Below are 15,647 nucleotides of genomic sequence, written 5' to 3' on the forward strand. Positions count from 1 at the left end.
TTGCCGGTCATCCGGCGGCGTCGCGGACGGCGTGGCTGATCGTGGCGCGCAGCGCCGCGTATTCGGGCAGGGCGCGGAGCTCGTCGGGCTCCAGGCCGGTGCGGGGCAGGGGGATGTCGAGGTCGAGGGCGATCCGGCCGGGCCTGCTGGTGAGCACCACGACGCGACTGCCGAGGAAGACCGCCTCCTCGACGCTGTGGGTGACGAACACGGAGGTACGGCCGGTGCGCTCGCTCACCCGGCGCAGGTCCTCCTGCAACCGCTCGCGAGTGAGCGCGTCCAGGGCCGCGAACGGCTCGTCGAGCAGCAGCAGCGGGTCGTCGCCCGCCAGCGCCCTGGCGATGGCGACCCGTTGCTGCTGGCCGCCGGACAACTGCCAGGTCCGGCGGTGGGCGACGTCGTGCAGGCCGACCCGTTCCAGCAGCTCAGGGACGCGGCGGGCACGCCTGTCGCGGGGGACGCCCGCGTAGCGCAGGGCCAGCTCCACGTTGCCGCCCACGCTCTTCCAGGGGAACAGCCGGGGCTGCTGGAACACGATCCCGGCGCCGGTGCCGGGCACCGGCGGCGCGCCGGCGGTCCGTACGACGCCGGCGGTGGGCCGCTCGAACCCGGCGATCAGGCGCAGCAGCGTGCTCTTGCCGCACCCGGAGGCGCCGACGATCACGACGAACGAGCCTCGAGGAACGTCGAGGGAGATCGGGCCGAGCGCGGTCACGGCGTCGGCGCCCGTCCCGTACACGTGCACGACCTCCTCCACGTGGACGGCGGCCTCAAGGGACGAGGACATCGGGCAGGCCCTTGTTGTAGATGGCGCTCCGCACGGTCGCCAGATCGGGTACGGCCTCGATCTTCTGCAGGTCCTTGAGGAACTGCGCGGCGCTGACGAGGTTGCCGGCCAGCGCGCCGGGCCGCTTCGGCGTGCCGAGCCATTCGGCGGAGGCCAGGTCGGCCGGCTTGAGGAAGACGCCCTGGCTGAGCTGGTCCGCGGCGTCCTCCTCGGTGAGGTTGAGTTCGGCGGCGACGGCCGCGGCGGCCTCGGCGCGGTCGTCGGCGATGAGCTGCAGGGCTCTCGCTTCGGCCCTGCGCCAGGCGTCCACCGCCTCCGGGTGCGCCTTGAGGAACGCGGTGGACACCACGCCGAGGTCCAGCGTGGGCTTGCCGGCCGTCGCCAGCTCGCGGCTGGCGATCAGCACCTTGCCGTCCTTCTTCAGCTCCTTCAGCGTGGGCAGCCAGGTGTAGGCGGCGTCGATGTCGCCGCGCGTCCAGGAGGCGAGGATGTCCTGCGGCTCGAGGTCGACGATGGTCAGCTCCGACTCGCGTATCCCCTCCCGGTCGAGCGCGGCCAGCAGGCTGTAGTGTGCGGTCGAGGCGAACGACGTGGCGACCTTCTTGCCGCGCAGGCCCTCGATCGCCGACACGCCGCTGTCGTTCCTGACGACCAGCGCCTCGTTGTCGCCGGCCACGTCGAGCACGAACGCCACCTGGTACGGGATGTTCAGCGGGGCCGACAGCCCGCGGGCGACGGGGCTGGACCCGATGGCGGCGATGTCCACGCTGCCGGCGACGAAGGCGGTGTTGATGCTGGCGCCGGAGTCGAACTTCGTCCACTGGATCCGGTAGCCGGGCAGCGCCTCCTCCAGCCACCTCTTGTTCTTGACGATGAGGTCGCCGCTGGGGAAGGCCTGGTAGGCGAGGCGGATGCGGGGAGCCGCCGCGCCGTCACCGCTCCCCTGGGACGCGGTGCCGTCACCGCAGGCGGCCAGGGCCGTGATCAGCACGAAGGACAGCAGGAATCTCAGACGCATGGGGGCTTCCTCAAGAGGGACGTGCGGCGGGTCACGTGCGGCCCCGCCAGGGGATGAGCCGTTTCTCCGCGACCCGCAGCAGACCGTCGATGAGCAGCCCGGACAGGCCGATGGCCAGCAGCCCCAGCACCACGACGTCGGTCTGCAGGTAACGCTGCGCGTCCCGCACCATGCCGCCGATGCCGGGCACACCGTTGACCGTCTCCGCGGCGACCACGGACGAGTACGCGACGCCGACGGCCAGGCGCACGCCGGTGAAGATCTCCGGTAGCGCGCTGGGCAGCACCACGTCCCGGATGACGTGGCGCCGTGAGGCGCCCAGCGCCCTGGCGGCCTCGACCAGGTCGGCGGGCGCGCCGTGCACGGCGGCGGCGGTGGCCACCGCGACCGGCGGCAGCGCCGCGATCGCCAGCAGCCACAGCTTGGGCGTCTCGTCGATGCCGAACCAGATGATGAGCAGGCTGAAGTACGCCAGCGGGGGCAGCGCCCGCACGAACGTGACCACCGGTTCGGCCACGACGCGGATCCACGGCACGGTGCCGAGCACGACGCCCACGACGAGCCCGCCGGCGACCCCGATCGCGGATCCGATGAGGATGCGCCGCAGGCTGATGCCGAGGTGCTCCAGGAGAAGGCTGCCGCTGTAGCCGCGGATGCCGTCGTGGGTCGTGGACAACCGCAGGAGCTGCTCCCACACGGCGCCGGGGGCGGGGATGAAGGAGGGGTTGCCCGCAGCGGTGGCGCCGAGCTGCCACAGGCCCAGGAGGGCGGCCCCGGCGAGCACGCGCACCATGATCCTGCGGGCCGCCGGTCGCCATCGCCGGGTGGCGGACGCCGGTCCGCCGTCGGGGACGGCGGTCGAAGGGACGGCCGTCGAGGTGGGCGAGGTCACCGCCTCGGCCGCCTGGTCGGGGGGCTCATGACCACGAAGTTACGGCGAAGCCGGACTAAAGTCAACTTTCCCTACTAGGAAAATGGGTTATAGGGCAAGGGGCTGGCGTACGCCTGCCACCAGGGGTGATCTGCGTGTCCAGGACGAACAACCCCCGGGTCACGTGCCGCGCCCCCAGCACGCTGAGCACCGGCCGCAGGAGGGGCTGCCTGAAATCAGGAGCACGCGGGTCATGACGGTGGAATCCCCTTCAGAACAGGCCGTTGAGCGGAGGCTGCGCGCCGGTGAGGTGGTAGGCGCCGACGACGGCGGCCTTCCAGGCGCGGGGGTTGTGGTTGGCGACGGTCCTGGCGTTGCGCCAGTGCCGGTCGAGGTTGTGGCGGCGGGAGACCGCCGAGCCGCCGCCCACGTCGAACAGCAGCTCGGCCGCCTTCAAGGCAGACTCCGCGGCGACGAACTGCGCCTGGGCCACCTCGACGGCCGCGTCTGTGAGCAGGCCGGGCTCCAGGTCGCCGGCCCATGCCCGGTCGATCGCGGCTGCGGCGTGCAGGACCGCGGACCGGGCGGCGTAGGCACGGGCGGAGATCTCGCCGACCGCGTGGCGCACGTACGGGTCGTCCACGGACCGGGCGGCGCTGCTGTGCTCGATCGGGCGGGCACGCTCGCGGGTGAAGCCGACGGCGTCGGTCAGTGCGTTCCTCGCGATGCCTGCCAGCACGGCGGCCAGGTAGAGCTGCAGGAACGCGCTGACGGGGGAGCGCGCGGCGTTCCCGGGGCGTTCGGCGATCTCCTCCCGCGCCACCTTGACCCCGTTGAGCCGGGTCGTGCCGCTGGCCGTGAGCCGCTGCCCGATCCCGTCGAAGTCGTCGAGCAGCTCCAGTCCCTCCCGGTCGCGCGGCAGCGTGAAGAACACCCGCTCGCCGGAGTCGTCCACGGCCGACGCGCCGACCCAGTCGGCGTACAGCGCGCCGGTGCTGTAGTACTTGCTGCCGTTGACGACGCCGTCGCGGTCGATGCGGGTGCGCACCTCGCCGCTGGCCCCGCCGATCTCCCAGCCGGCGTTGCCGAACACGTCCCCGGCCAGGAAGCGCGGGAACCAGCGCTCGCGTTCCGGCTCGGAGGCGGTGAGCAGGTGCTCCACCCGGCCGAAGCTGGGGCGGACCGCCTGGGCGATGTTGGAGTCGGCGGCGGCCAGGTCGATGAGGAAGGCGAACACCTCGGCCACGCTGGAGCCGCCTCCGCCGTAGGAGGCGGGGATGCGGAAGGTGAACAGCCCGGCGGCGGCCAGGGCGCGGATCTCGTCCCGTGGAAGGTCGCGGGCGAGCTCCCGCTGCCCGGCCCCGGCCGCCAGCTCGGCAAGCAGTTCGGCGGCCCGCCGCCGCAGCTCCGCCGGCGTGCGCCGCGTCCGCGTGCTCACTGCGCTCCCGCCGTGGCGAACGGGATCGAGGCCGGCTCGGCGGCGGCCGGCTCCGCGGGGTGCTGCCACAGGCCACGCTCGCGCAGGAGGGGCAGCACGCCCTCGCCGAACCAGTACGCCTCCTCCAGATGCGGGTAGCCCGACAGCACGAACTCGGTGAGCCCGAGCCGGTGGTACTCCTCGATGCGGTCGGCGACCTCGGCGTGGCTGCCGACCAGCGCCGTGCCCGCCCCGCCGCGCACCAGCCCGACGCCCGCCCACAGGTTCGGATAGATCTCCAGGCCGTCGCGCCTGCCGCCGTGCAGGGCGAGCATGCGCTTCTGCCCCTCGGACTCGCTGCGGCCCAGGCCCGCCTGCACCTTCTCCACGGTCGTCGGGTCGATGCCGTCGAGCAGCCTGCGCGCCTGCGCCCACGCCTGCTCGCTGGTGTCGCGGGTGATCACGTGCAATCGGATGCCGTGCCTGAGCGTACGGCCCTCGGCGGCGGCCAGCCCGTCGATCCAGGCGATCTTCTCCGCCACCGCGTCCGGCGGCTCGCCCCAGGTGAGGTAGGCGTCCACGTGCCGGGCCGCCACCCGCCCGGCCGCGGGGGAGGAGCCGCCGAAGTAGACGTCGGGCACGGGATCGGGCAGCCGGTTGAGCCGGGCGCCCTCGACCTGGAGGTGCTCCCCTTCCAGGCTGACCGTCTCACCCCGCCACAGCGCCCGCACCACCTGCAGGAACTCGTCGGTACGCGCGTAGCGGGAGTCCTTGTCCAGGAAGTCACCGTAGGCGCGCTGCTCGTGGCTCTCCCCGCCCGTCACCACGTTCAGCAGCAGCCGCCCGCGCGAGTGCCACTGGAAGGTGGCCGCCATCTGCGCGGCCAGCGTGGGGGAGACCAGCCCGGGACGGAAGGCCACCAGGAACTTCAGCCGTTCGGTGGTGCCGGCCAGCATCGCGGTGGTCAGCCAGGCGTCCTCGCACCACGCCCCGGTGGGGGTCAGCGCGCCGGCGAAGCCGACCTGCTCGGCCGCGTGCACGATCTGGCGCAGGTACGGCAGGGTCGCGGGGCGGGCGCCGGAGGCCGCGCCCGCCGGGAGCCCGTGACCGCCGCCCACGACGTCGCGGCTGTCGCCGTACGTGGGCAGGAACCAGTGGAAGGTCAACGTCATCGCTTCTCCTAGAGCAGGCCGTGCCGGGGCGGCAGCTTGCCGTCGAGTACGTAGCGGCCGATGTGCTGGACCTTCCAGCGGGCCGGGTCGTGCAGGGTGTGGGTACGGGCGTTGCGCCAGTGGCGGTGCAGGTTGAGCCCGTCGAGGCTGGACCGGGTGCCGCCCAGCTCGAAGATCGCGTTGCCCAGCTCCACCGCCACGGGGTCGGCGAACGCCTTGGCGGCGGCCACGGCGATGGAGGCGGCGGCGGCCGTCTCGTCGGTCAGGTCGTCCCGGGCGGTGTCCACGGCCTGCGCGGCCCGGTCGAGCAGCGCCTCGGCGGCGCGTACCTTGACGGCCAGCTCGCCGGCCCGCTGGATGACGAGCGGATCGTCGGCCGCGCGCTCCTGACCGCTCTCGAACCACGGCCTGGCCTTGGTGCGGACGAACTCCAGCGCCTCCTCCAGGGCGCCGCCGGCGATGCCGACGTCGATGGCGGCGTGCAGGAGCTGGGCGTACGCGCCGTGGAGCTGCGGCCCCTGGAACGTCAGGTGGTGCGGCACCACGCGGTACTCGGGAACGAACACGTCCTCCAGCGTCACCGTGCCGCTGGCGGTGGTGCGCTGGCCCATGCCGTCCCAGTCGTCCACCACGGTCAGGCCGGGGGCGTCGCGCGGCACGTACGCCACGTGCAGGGTACGGTCCTCGCGCCGGGCCAGGACGGGGATCCAGTGCGCGAACAGCGCGCCCGTGCTGTAGTGCTTGGTGCCGTTGAGCAGGAAGCCGCCCGCGGGGGCGGCGACCAGCGAGGTCCGGTAGTCCTGGACGTGCTTGGTGCCCGCCTCGGACTGCGCGTTGCCGAAGCGCCTGCCGTCGAGCACCTCGCCGAAGAAGAACTTGCGCTGCACGTCCGTGCCCTGCCGCCGCAGGACGTTGACGTAGACGAAGTGGCTGTGCGGGATCTGCGCGAGGTTCGGGTCGGCCGCTGCCAGCAGCCGGAACACCTCGGCGAGGGTGCGCGCGGTGACGTCGGCGCCGCCGTACGCGCGCGGCACGGTGACGGCGAGCAGCCCGCTGGCCGACAGCCTGTCGAGCTCGGGCTCCGGCAGGCGGCGTTCGGCGTCGCGGGCCGCCGCCCCGACCGCGAACCCGGCGGAGAGCTCGCGCGCCGCCGCGAGCGCCTCGGCGTCGTCGGCGATCACGTGGGTCATGTTGTTTCGTCCGTTCTGCGTGTTACGTTATGGTTCACCGTAATCCCTGCAATGCAGGTAGGCAATACCTGTTTAAGGACCTCCATGCTCACCCGCTCCACCATGCTGCTCGTCACGGCCCTGCTGCTGGCCGGGTGCGGCGCTGACGCCGCGCCACCCCCGGACGCCGGCGACACCGGCCCCAAGCCCGGAGGCGCGCTCGTGCTCGGGGAGAACGCCGACGAGCCCGCCTGCCTCGACCCCCACCAGCTGTCCACCACGAACACCACGGTCGTCGGCCGCCCGATCTTCGACTCGCTGCTGTGGCAGGACGCCGAGGGCAACCTGAAGCCCTGGCTGGCCACCGCGTGGAAGGTCTCCGGCGACGGCCTGACCTACACCTTCACCCTCCGGGGCGGCGTGACGTTCCACGACGGGTCGGCCTGGAACGCCGAGGCGCTGAAGCTCAACCTGGAGCACATGCGCGACCCGGCGACCAAGTCACCGCTGGCCGCCTCGTACATCGCGCCGTACGAGGACGCGAAGGTCGTGGACGAGCACACCTTGCACGTGCGCCTGAGCGCGCCGTACTCGGCGTTCCTGAACGTGCTCGCGCAGTCGTACCTGGCCATGATCTCGCCCAAACAGCTCAAGGAGAACCCGGCGAGCACCTGTGAGCACCCGGTCGGCTCGGGGCCGTTCGTGTTCGACAAGTGGACCAAGGGCCAGAGCATCACGTACAAGAAGAACCCCCGCTACGCCTGGGGGCCGACCGGGCGCACCGGTCCCGCGTACCTGGACGGGCTGGAGATCCGCTTCCTGGCCGAGGACGCCACCCGCTACAACGCGCTGCTGGCCGGCGAGGTCAACGTGATCGACAACACCCCGCCGGCCAGCGTCGAGGACGTCAAGGCCCACCCCGACCTCGCCTTCACCAGCATCGACCGGCCGGGACACCCGTTCTCGGTCTGGCTCAACACCGGCCGCGCCCCGTTCGGCGACCGGAAGGTACGCCAGGCGCTCACCCTGGCCGTGGACCGCAAGGCCGTCATCGACAGCGTCTCCTTCGGCCAGTGGAGCGTGGCCACGGGCTTCGTCACCCCCTCCACCCCCGACCACGCCCGGGGCGGGCAGATCACCTACGACCCGGCCAGGGCGAACACCCTGCTGGAGGAGGCCGGCTGGACACAGAAGGACAAGGACGGCATCCGGCTCAAGGACGGCAAGCGCCTGACCGCCGTCGCCCTCGACACGGGCGTGAACCCGCAGAACACGCAGATCCTGGTCCAGACGCAGGCCGCCGCCGCCAAGGCGGGCATCGAGATCAGGATCGAGAACGTCACGGCACAGGAGTCCCAGGAGCGCACCGGCAAGGGCGACTTCGACGTGTCCGTCGGCATCTGGACCACGAACACCGCCGACGTGCTCCGGATCCAGTACTCCTCCGAGAACATCACCACCCCCGAGCGGCGCGGCCAGAACACCACCAGGCTCTCCGACGACGACCTCGACAAGCTGCTCGAAGAAGCCAGGGCCGGCACGGACGCCGCCGAACGGGCCGCGCTCTACGGCAAGGCGCAGGCCCGGCTGCTCGAACTCGCACCCGCCATCCCGCTCTACGACAGGCCCAGCCTCGTCTCCGCACAGAAGCGGGTCCACGGCCTGACCTGGGACTACGCCTACGGCGCTGTCACCTTCCACGACGCATGGGTGAGCTGACACATGACCAAGACCCCCCTCGCCGTTCTCGCGCTCGCGCTGCTGCTCGCCGGATGCGGCAGCGCGGCCGGGACCTCGGGCGGCACCACGAACACCCCCAGGCCCGGCGGCACCCTGATCCTGGGCGAGAACGGGCAGGAGCCGCCCTGCCTCGACCCGCACGGCAACGCCAGCTCCGACGGCCCGGTGAGCACGGTCCCGGTGGCCGACTCGCTGGTGTGGTTCGACGCGGACGGCACGATCCAGCCATGGCTGGCCGACAGCTGGGAGATCTCCGACGACGGCCTGACCTACACCTTCAAGCTCCGCCAGGGCGTGAAATTTCATGACGGGGCAGTCTGGAACGCCGAGGCGCTCAAGACCAACTTCGAGCACATGCGCGACCCGGCGACCAAGTCACCGCTGGCGGCCTCGTACATCGCGCCGTACAAGGACGCGAAGGTCGTGGACGACCACACGCTCGACGTGCACCTCAGCTCGCCGTACCGGCCCTTCCTCGACATCCTCGCCCAGGGCTACCTCGGCATGATCTCCCCCAAGCAGATCAAGGAGTCCCCGCAGACCATCTGCGAGCACCCGATCGGCTCCGGCCCGTTCGTCCTCGACAAGTGGACCAAGGGCCAGAGCATCACCTACCACCGCAACCCCGACTACAACTGGGGGCCGAAGAGCGCCAAGCACACCGGACCCGCCTACCTGGAGAAGCTGGAGATCCGCTTCCTCGCCGAGGACGCCACCCGCTACAACGCCCTGGCCGCCGGCGAGGTGCACGCCATCGACTTCACCCCGCCGCAGAACGTCGAGGACGTCAAGGCCAACCCCGACCTCGGGTTCCTCACCGCGATCCGGCCCGGCCACCCGATGTCGTTCTGGCTGAACACCTCGCGCCCGCCGTTCGACGACGTCCGCGTCCGCCGGGCACTGCTGGCCGCCGTGGACCGCGACTCGATCATCAAGGGCATCTCCTTCGGCCAGTACCAGGTGGCGCAGGGCTTCGTCACCACCTCCACACCCGGCTACGCGCAAGGGCTGAGCGGCACCATCAAGCACGACGAGACCCTGGCGAACAAGCTGCTCGACGAGGCCGGCTGGACGGCCAGGGACAAGGACGGCATCCGGCTCAAGGACGGCAAGCGGCTGACCGCGTACTTCCCGATCGCCGCGAACTTCCCCGCCCAGCGCATGCAGATCGCCGTGCAGACCCAGGCCGCCGCCAGGAAGATCGGCCTGGACATCCGGATCCAGACGCCGCCCGAGCAGGAGCTCACCGACCGCTCGGTCAAGGGCGACTACGACCTGACCTCCGGCCTGTGGGCCACGAACACGGCCGACGTGCTGTGGATCCAGTACTCCTCCAAGAACATCACCACTCCGGAGCGGCGCGGCCAGAACGTGGCCCGGCTGAAGGACACGAAGCTCGACGACCTCCTCGAAGAGGCCAGAAGCGCCCAGGACCCCACCGAGCTGTACAACCAGGCGCAGGCCAGGCTCCTCGAACTCGTCCCCGCCATCCCCTTCTACGACGACCCACGCCCGGTCGCCCACCACAAGAAGGTCCGCGACCTGGCCTTCACGCCCGCCTACCCGTCGCCGTACTTCTACGACACCTGGCTGGACGAATGAAGACCCTGACGTTCATCGGATGGCGCCTGCTGGCCGGGGTCGGCGTGCTGTGGGGTGCGGCGACCCTGACCTTCCTGGTGGTGCACTTCACCCCCGGCGACCCGGCCGAGGCCGTCGTCGGGGGTGAGGGCGCCGCGCCCACCCCGGAGGTGCTCGCCCAGGTCAGGGCCGAGTACGGGCTCGACCGCCCCTGGTACGAGCAGTACGCCGCCCACCTGTGGCGCATCGCGCACGGCGACTTCGGCACCTCCTACCGCCTGCACACCCCGGTCACCCGGGCCATCGGCGAGCAGGCCGCCGCCACCGTGGAGCTGGCCGTGGCCGCCGCCGTCACCGGGCTGATCCTGGCCATCGCGGTCGCCCTGGCCACCGCAGGCCGCCGCCGGTGGCGCGGCCTGGCCTCGGCGGCCGAGCTGGTGGCCGCCTCGACGCCGACGTTCTGGCTGGGCATCGTGCTGCTGACCGTCTTCTCCTTCGGCCTGCGGCTGCTTCCCTCCACCGGCGGGCAGGGCGTGGCGTCGCTGGTGCTGCCCGCTCTGTGCCTGGCGCTGCCGATCGCGGGCGTGCTCGGCCACGTGCTGCGCGAGGCGCTGGAGGAGGTGCTGGACGAGCCGTTCATCGTCAGCGCCCGCGCCCGCGGCCTGAGCGACACCGCCGTACGGCTGCGCCACGCGCTCCGGCACGCCCTGACCCCGCTGGTCACGATGACCGGCTTCTGGGTGGGCGCGTTGCTCGGCGGCGCCGTCGTCACCGAGACGCTCTTCACCCGCCAGGGCATCGGCCGCCTGCTCGTCTCGGCCGTCAACGCCAAGGACCTGCCGCTCGTGCTCGGCGTGGTGCTGCTGTCCGCGCTGGTCTACGTCCTGGTCAACCTCCTGGTCGACCTGCTCTACCTGGTCATCGACCCCCGGCTGAGGGAGGCGGCGTGAACCGGATCGGCGTGTGGCTCGCCGCGGCCGTCCTGGCCGTGCTGGTCCTGGCCGCGCTGGCGCCGGGCCTGTTCACCGGGCAGGACCCGCTCGCCGTGGACAGCGGCGCCACCCTCCAGGCCCCCAGCGCCGCGCACCTGCTCGGCACCGACGAGAACGGCCGCGACGTGCTGGCCCGCATCGTGCACGGCACGCGCGCCTCGCTGCTGCTCGGCTTCGGCGCGATCGCCGTCGCCCTGGTCCTCGGCGGGTTGCTGGGCCTGGCCGCAGGGCTGGGCAACCGGCTCGTCGAGAACGTCGTCATGCGCCTGTCCGACGTCGGCATGGCCTTCCCCGAGCTGCTGCTGGCCCTGGTCGTCATCACGGTGGCGGGCGGCGGCACCGCCAACGCCGTCCTCGCGATCGGCGTGGCCAACATCCCCTCCTACGCCCGCCTCGTCCGCGCCCAGACGCTGGCGATCCGCCGGGCGAGCTACGTCGAGGCGGCGTACGCGCTGGGACTGCCGGGGCCGCGCGTGATCCTGCGGCACGTGCTGCCGAACGCCGTCAAGCCGGTGCTCATCCTGGCCACCATCGGCGTCGGCACGGCCCTCGTGGCCGGCTCCGCGCTGAGCTTCCTCGGGCTCGGCACGCCGCCGCCGGAGCCCGAATGGGGCTCCATGCTGTCCACCGCCCGCAACTTCATCTCGCGGGCCTGGTGGTACGGCCTCTTCCCCGGCCTGGCCATCACGCTGACGGTGATCAGCGTGACCGTGGTCGGCCGGGCGCTCAGATTGCGATCGGAAGGGAGGACCGGGTGAGCCTGGTCAAGGTGGACGGCCTGCGCGTCGCCTTCGGCGCGACACCCGTCGTGCACGGGGTGTCGTTCGAGATCGGGGCAGGGGAGTGCCTGGCCCTGGTAGGGGAGTCCGGCTCCGGCAAGAGCGTCACCGCCCGCACCCTGGTCGGCCTCACCGGCGGCGGCGCCCGCGTCACCGCCGGCGAGCTGACCTTCGACGGGCAGGACCTGACCCGCCTGCGCGAGCGCGGCCTGCGGCGCCTGCGCGGCGGCCGGATCGGCTTCGTGCTCCAGGACGCCCTGGTCTCGCTGGACCCGCTGCGCAAGGTCGGCAAGGAGATCGAGGAGGTGCTGGCCACCCACACCGACCTGCCGGGCGCGGCCAGGAAGGCCAGGGCGGTGGAGCTGCTCGCGTCCGTGGGGGTGCCCGAGCCGGAGCTGCGGGCCGGCCAGCTCCCGCACGAGCTGTCCGGCGGCCTGCGCCAGCGGGCACTGATCGCCGCCGCGCTGGCCGCCGACCCCGAGCTGATCATCGCCGACGAGCCCACCACCGCCCTGGACGTCACGATCCAGGCGCAGGTGCTGGACCTGCTGGCCGGGATCAAGGCCGAGGGCAGGTCGCTGCTGGTGATCAGCCACGACCTGGCCGTGGTGGCCCGGCTGGCCGACCGGGTGGCCGTCATGAAGGACGGCGTGATCGTCGAGCAGGGGCCGAGCGGCGAGGTGCTCACCCGTCCTGAGCACGAGTACACCCGGCGCCTGCTGCGGGCGATCCCGGCCGAGCACACCAAGGGCACCCGGCTGTCGGACACCGCCCCGCTGACCCGCACCGCCTCGAACGGGGGCACCGGCAGCGCACGGCGGTCCGGGGACGAGATCGTGCTGCGCGCCCGGGGCGTCGGCAAGTCCTTCGGCGGCCGGGCCGCCGTGCGGGACGTGTCGTTCGAGCTGCGCGCCGCCGAGACGCTCGGCATCGTCGGGGAGTCCGGCTCGGGCAAGACCACCACGGCCAGGATCGCGCTCGGCCTCACCCCGCCCGACACCGGCGCCGTCGAGGTCCACGGCCGGCCGTGGACGCGGGGCGACCGCGCACAGCGCCGCGACGTCCAGGTCATCTACCAGGACACCCTGGCCTCCTTCGACCCCCGCCACACCGTGGCCAAGGTGCTCGCCGAGGCCCTGGCCGTGGCGGGCGTGCCGCGCGAACACCGCCGCGCCCGCTCCGTCGAGCTGCTGGAGCTGGTGGGGCTCGGCGAGGAGCACCTGGCGCGCCGGCCGCTGAAGCTGTCCGGCGGGCAGCGGCAGCGCGTGGCCATCGCGCGGGCCCTGGCCCCGTCGCCTTCGGTGATCGTGTGCGACGAGCCAGTCTCGGCGCTCGACGTGTCGGTGCAGGCACAGGTCCTCGACCTGCTGGAGGACGTGCAGCGGGAGACGGGCGTGGCCTACCTGTTCATCTCCCACGACCTGGGCGTGGTCCACCACCTGTGCGACCGGGTGCTGGTCATGAAGGACGGGAGCGTGGTCGAGGAGGGGCCGGTCGGGACGGTCTTCAGCGAGCCCGCGCACCCGTACACGAAGGAACTGGTGGCGGCGATCCCGAGACTGGCGGTGGCGTGACATGGCACATGTGATCAAGACCGACGAGGAGGCGATCGCCGTCGCCCGCGAACTGGCCGCGAGCTTCGCGGCAGGAGCGGCCCGGCGCGACGCCGAGCGCGTCCTGCCCGTGGCCGAGATCGAGACGCTCTCGGACAGCGGCCTGCTCGGCATCACCGTCCCCGCCGAGCACGGCGGCGCCGGCGTGCGCACCGCCACGCTCGGCGCCGTCATCAGGGAGCTGTCGGCCGCCGACGCCGGCATCGGGCAGATCCCGCAGAACCACTTCTGGTACCTCGACTCGCTGCGCGAGCACGGCACCCCCGCCCAGCAGGCGTTCTTCTACGCCGAAGCGCTCGCCGGGCGCCACCTCGGCAACGCCGCGGTGGATGGCCGCGGCCCCGACGGCGAACGCCAGCGCGCCGTTATGCGCCCGCACGACGACGGATACCTCATCTCCGGCCGCAAGATCTACTCGACCGGGGCGTTGTTCGCCCACTGGATCCCCGTGACGGCGCTCGACGAGGACTCGCACAGCGTGGCGTTCGTGCCCCGCGACGCGCCCGGCCTGACCGTCGTGGACGACTGGGACGGCTTCGGCCAGCGCACCACCGCCAGCGGCACCGTCCTGCTGGAGGACGTGTTCGTGCCCGCCGACCGCGTCATGCCGGTGCGGCGCGATGACGTCAGCACCTTCCGCAGCTTCGGCCTGCTCATCCACGCCGCCATCGACACCGGCATCGCCGAGGGGGCGCTCGCCGACGCCGCCGACTTCCTGCGCGGCTACACCAAGGGCGGCTGGCCGGGCACCCAGGCGGAGAAGGTGGTCGAGGACCCGGTCGTCGTGCAGCTCTTCGGTGAGCTGGCCGTGCTGACCAGGGCCGCCCGCGCCCTGCTGGAGAGCGCCGGCGACGCCGTGGACCGGGCCAGATCAGCCCCGCCCGAGGAGTTCCCCGCCCTCGCGGCGGAGGCGGCCGTCGCCATGGCCGCCGCCCGCGCGCAGGCCGACCGCGCCGCCAACCGGGTCAGCGCCGAATGGTTCGAGCTGGCCGGGGCCTCCGCCGTACGCGAACCGCTCGGCCTGGACCGGCACTGGCGCAACGCCCGCACCCACACCGTCCACGACCCGCGGCGCGCCAAGGTGCACGACGTCGGCAACTACCACCTCAACGGCATCGCCCCCAGGAGCTTTCCTAGATGAGCGGCATCATCCACTTCAACCTGTTCGAGATGAACTGCGTCGGTCACATCCAGCACGGCCTGTGGACCCACCCCGCCAACAACCGGCACCGCTACACCGACCTGGAGTACTGGACGGACCTGGCCAGGCTGCTGGAGCGCGGCCTGTTCGACGCCGTCTTCCTGGCCGACGTCGTCGGCGCCTACGACCGCTACCGCGGCGGGCCCGGGACCGCCATCCGCGAGGCCGTGCAGATCCCGGCCAACGACCCGCTGCTCGTGGTGCCCGCGATGGCAGCCGTGACCCGGCACCTGGGGTTCGCGGTGACGTTCTCGACCACCTACGAGCCGCCGTTCGCGCACGCCCGCCGCATGTCCACCCTCGACCATCTCACCAAGGGCCGCGTCGCCTGGAACGTGGTCACCTCCTACCTGCGCAGCGCCGCTCGCAACTTCGGCCTCGACGACGAGATCGAGCACGACCTGCGCTACGAGATCGCCGAGGAGTACCTGGAGGTGCTCTACAAGCTGTGGGAGGGCAGCTGGGAGGACGGCGCCGTGGTCCGCGACCGGGAGCGGCACGTCTACACCGACCCGGCCAAGGTGCACGCCATCGACCACGCCGGCAAGCACTTCCGGGTGGCCGGGCCGCATCTGTCGGAGCCGTCGCCGCAGCGGACCCCCGTCCTGTACCAGGCGGGCAACTCCGACAGGGGCAAGGAGTTCGCGGCCAGGCACGCCGAGGCCGTCTTCACCGGCGCCGCGTCCCTGGAGGCGCTGCGCGAGGACATCGCCGACACCCGCCGCCGCGCCGCCGCCCACGGCCGCGACCCCGCCCACATCACCTTCTTCCCCAGCGCCTCGGTGATCGTGGCGCGCACGCGGCAGGAGGTGGACGCCAAGCTCGCCGACCTGCAGCGGCACATCCGCCCCGAAGGCTTCCTCGCGCAGCGCGGCAGCGGCATCGACCTGGCGGCCTACGACCCGGACGAGCTGATCGACGACATCGTGGCCCGCGGCGGCGACTTCACCGAGCGCGCCGTGCGCCCGCTGGTCGGGCGCGGCCTGCGGGTGCGCGACGTGCTCGAGTCCGTCGGCCGCATCGGGCAGGGCCCGTTCTTCGTGGCCGGCACCCCGGAACGGGTCGCGGACGAGATCGAGCGCTGGGCCGACGAGACGGGGGCGACGGGGTTCAACCTCATGCAGTACCTGTCGCCGGGCACGGCCGAGGACTTCATCGAGCTGGTCGTGCCCGAGCTGCAGCGCCGGGGCCGCTACCGCACCTCCTACGAGGACTCGACGCTGCGCGAGCGGCTGCTCGGCCCGGGCGTCAAACGGCTGCCCGCCACCCATCCGGGGGCCGCCCACCGCCGGGGGTGACGGATCGGG

13 protein-coding genes are annotated in these 15,647 nt (G+C 72.5%); 7 read left to right on the top strand and 6 right to left on the bottom strand.

Annotated elements, in window-relative coordinates; translation table 11 throughout:
* Positions 1 to 7: 7 nt before the first annotated feature.
* From ACBJ32_RS39305 to ACBJ32_RS39330, 6 genes are all read right to left on the bottom strand, one after another.
* On the bottom strand, positions 8 to 787 hold the full coding sequence (locus ACBJ32_RS39305) for an ABC transporter ATP-binding protein (protein ID WP_375131075.1): 780 nt from the start codon (positions 785 to 787) through the stop codon (positions 8 to 10).
* A complete protein-coding gene (locus ACBJ32_RS39310) occupies positions 771 to 1,805 on the bottom strand; it encodes a glycine betaine ABC transporter substrate-binding protein (protein ID WP_375131076.1) in 1,035 nt (344 codons plus the stop codon). Before ACBJ32_RS39310 ends, ACBJ32_RS39305 begins: the two co-directional genes overlap by 17 nt.
* Positions 1,806 to 1,836: 31 nt before the next feature.
* Positions 1,837 to 2,697: an ABC transporter permease gene (locus ACBJ32_RS39315; protein WP_375131077.1), complete on the bottom strand. Its 861-nt coding sequence runs from the start codon at positions 2,695 to 2,697 to the stop codon at positions 1,837 to 1,839.
* Positions 2,698 to 2,947: 250 nt separating this feature from the next.
* Positions 2,948 to 4,114, bottom strand: coding sequence for an acyl-CoA dehydrogenase family protein (locus ACBJ32_RS39320; protein WP_375131078.1), 1,167 nt, complete (start codon positions 4,112 to 4,114; stop codon positions 2,948 to 2,950).
* Positions 4,111 to 5,265 (bottom strand): LLM class flavin-dependent oxidoreductase, encoded by a 1,155-nt coding sequence (locus ACBJ32_RS39325; protein ID WP_375131079.1) that lies wholly within the window; start codon positions 5,263 to 5,265, stop codon positions 4,111 to 4,113. Before ACBJ32_RS39325 ends, ACBJ32_RS39320 begins: the two co-directional genes overlap by 4 nt.
* A gap of 8 nt (positions 5,266 to 5,273) precedes the next feature.
* The gene (locus tag ACBJ32_RS39330) at positions 5,274 to 6,455 is read right to left on the bottom strand and encodes an SfnB family sulfur acquisition oxidoreductase (RefSeq protein WP_375131080.1); all 1,182 of its coding nucleotides are present in this window, start codon (positions 6,453 to 6,455) and stop codon (positions 5,274 to 5,276) included.
* Between the two features lie 84 nt (positions 6,456 to 6,539).
* Here ACBJ32_RS39330 and ACBJ32_RS39335 point away from each other — a divergent pair, with 84 nt between their 5' ends.
* From ACBJ32_RS39335 to ACBJ32_RS39365, 7 genes are read left to right on the top strand one after another with little or no spacing between them, the layout of a single operon-like run.
* On the top strand, positions 6,540 to 8,153 hold the full coding sequence (locus tag ACBJ32_RS39335) for an ABC transporter substrate-binding protein (protein WP_375131081.1): 1,614 nt from the start codon (positions 6,540 to 6,542) through the stop codon (positions 8,151 to 8,153).
* Between the two features lie 3 nt (positions 8,154 to 8,156).
* Positions 8,157 to 9,776 carry an ABC transporter substrate-binding protein gene (locus tag ACBJ32_RS39340; protein WP_375131082.1) on the top strand — a complete coding sequence of 540 codons (1,620 nt, stop codon included), beginning with the start codon at positions 8,157 to 8,159 and terminating at the stop codon, positions 9,774 to 9,776.
* A complete protein-coding gene (locus ACBJ32_RS39345) occupies positions 9,773 to 10,705 on the top strand; it encodes an ABC transporter permease (protein WP_375131083.1) in 933 nt (310 codons plus the stop codon). The genes ACBJ32_RS39340 and ACBJ32_RS39345 overlap by 4 nt, the downstream gene beginning before the upstream one ends.
* Positions 10,702 to 11,505 carry an ABC transporter permease gene (locus tag ACBJ32_RS39350; RefSeq protein WP_375131084.1) on the top strand — a complete coding sequence of 268 codons (804 nt, stop codon included), beginning with the start codon at positions 10,702 to 10,704 and terminating at the stop codon, positions 11,503 to 11,505. Before ACBJ32_RS39345 ends, ACBJ32_RS39350 begins: the two co-directional genes overlap by 4 nt.
* Positions 11,502 to 13,100 (top strand): dipeptide ABC transporter ATP-binding protein, encoded by a 1,599-nt coding sequence (locus tag ACBJ32_RS39355; RefSeq protein WP_375131085.1) that lies wholly within the window; start codon positions 11,502 to 11,504, stop codon positions 13,098 to 13,100. Before ACBJ32_RS39350 ends, ACBJ32_RS39355 begins: the two co-directional genes overlap by 4 nt.
* A gap of 1 nt (position 13,101) precedes the next feature.
* Complete coding sequence (locus ACBJ32_RS39360; RefSeq protein WP_375131086.1) at positions 13,102 to 14,280, top strand: SfnB family sulfur acquisition oxidoreductase; 1,179 nt, start codon at positions 13,102 to 13,104, stop codon at positions 14,278 to 14,280.
* Positions 14,277 to 15,638, top strand: coding sequence for an LLM class flavin-dependent oxidoreductase (locus ACBJ32_RS39365; RefSeq protein WP_375131087.1), 1,362 nt, complete (start codon positions 14,277 to 14,279; stop codon positions 15,636 to 15,638). The genes ACBJ32_RS39360 and ACBJ32_RS39365 overlap by 4 nt, the downstream gene beginning before the upstream one ends.
* The last annotated feature ends 9 nt before the right edge of the window (positions 15,639 to 15,647 follow it).

Source organism: Nonomuraea sp. GTA35 (assembly GCF_041950525.1).
Taxonomy (GTDB): Bacteria; Actinomycetota; Actinomycetes; order Streptosporangiales; family Streptosporangiaceae; genus Nonomuraea.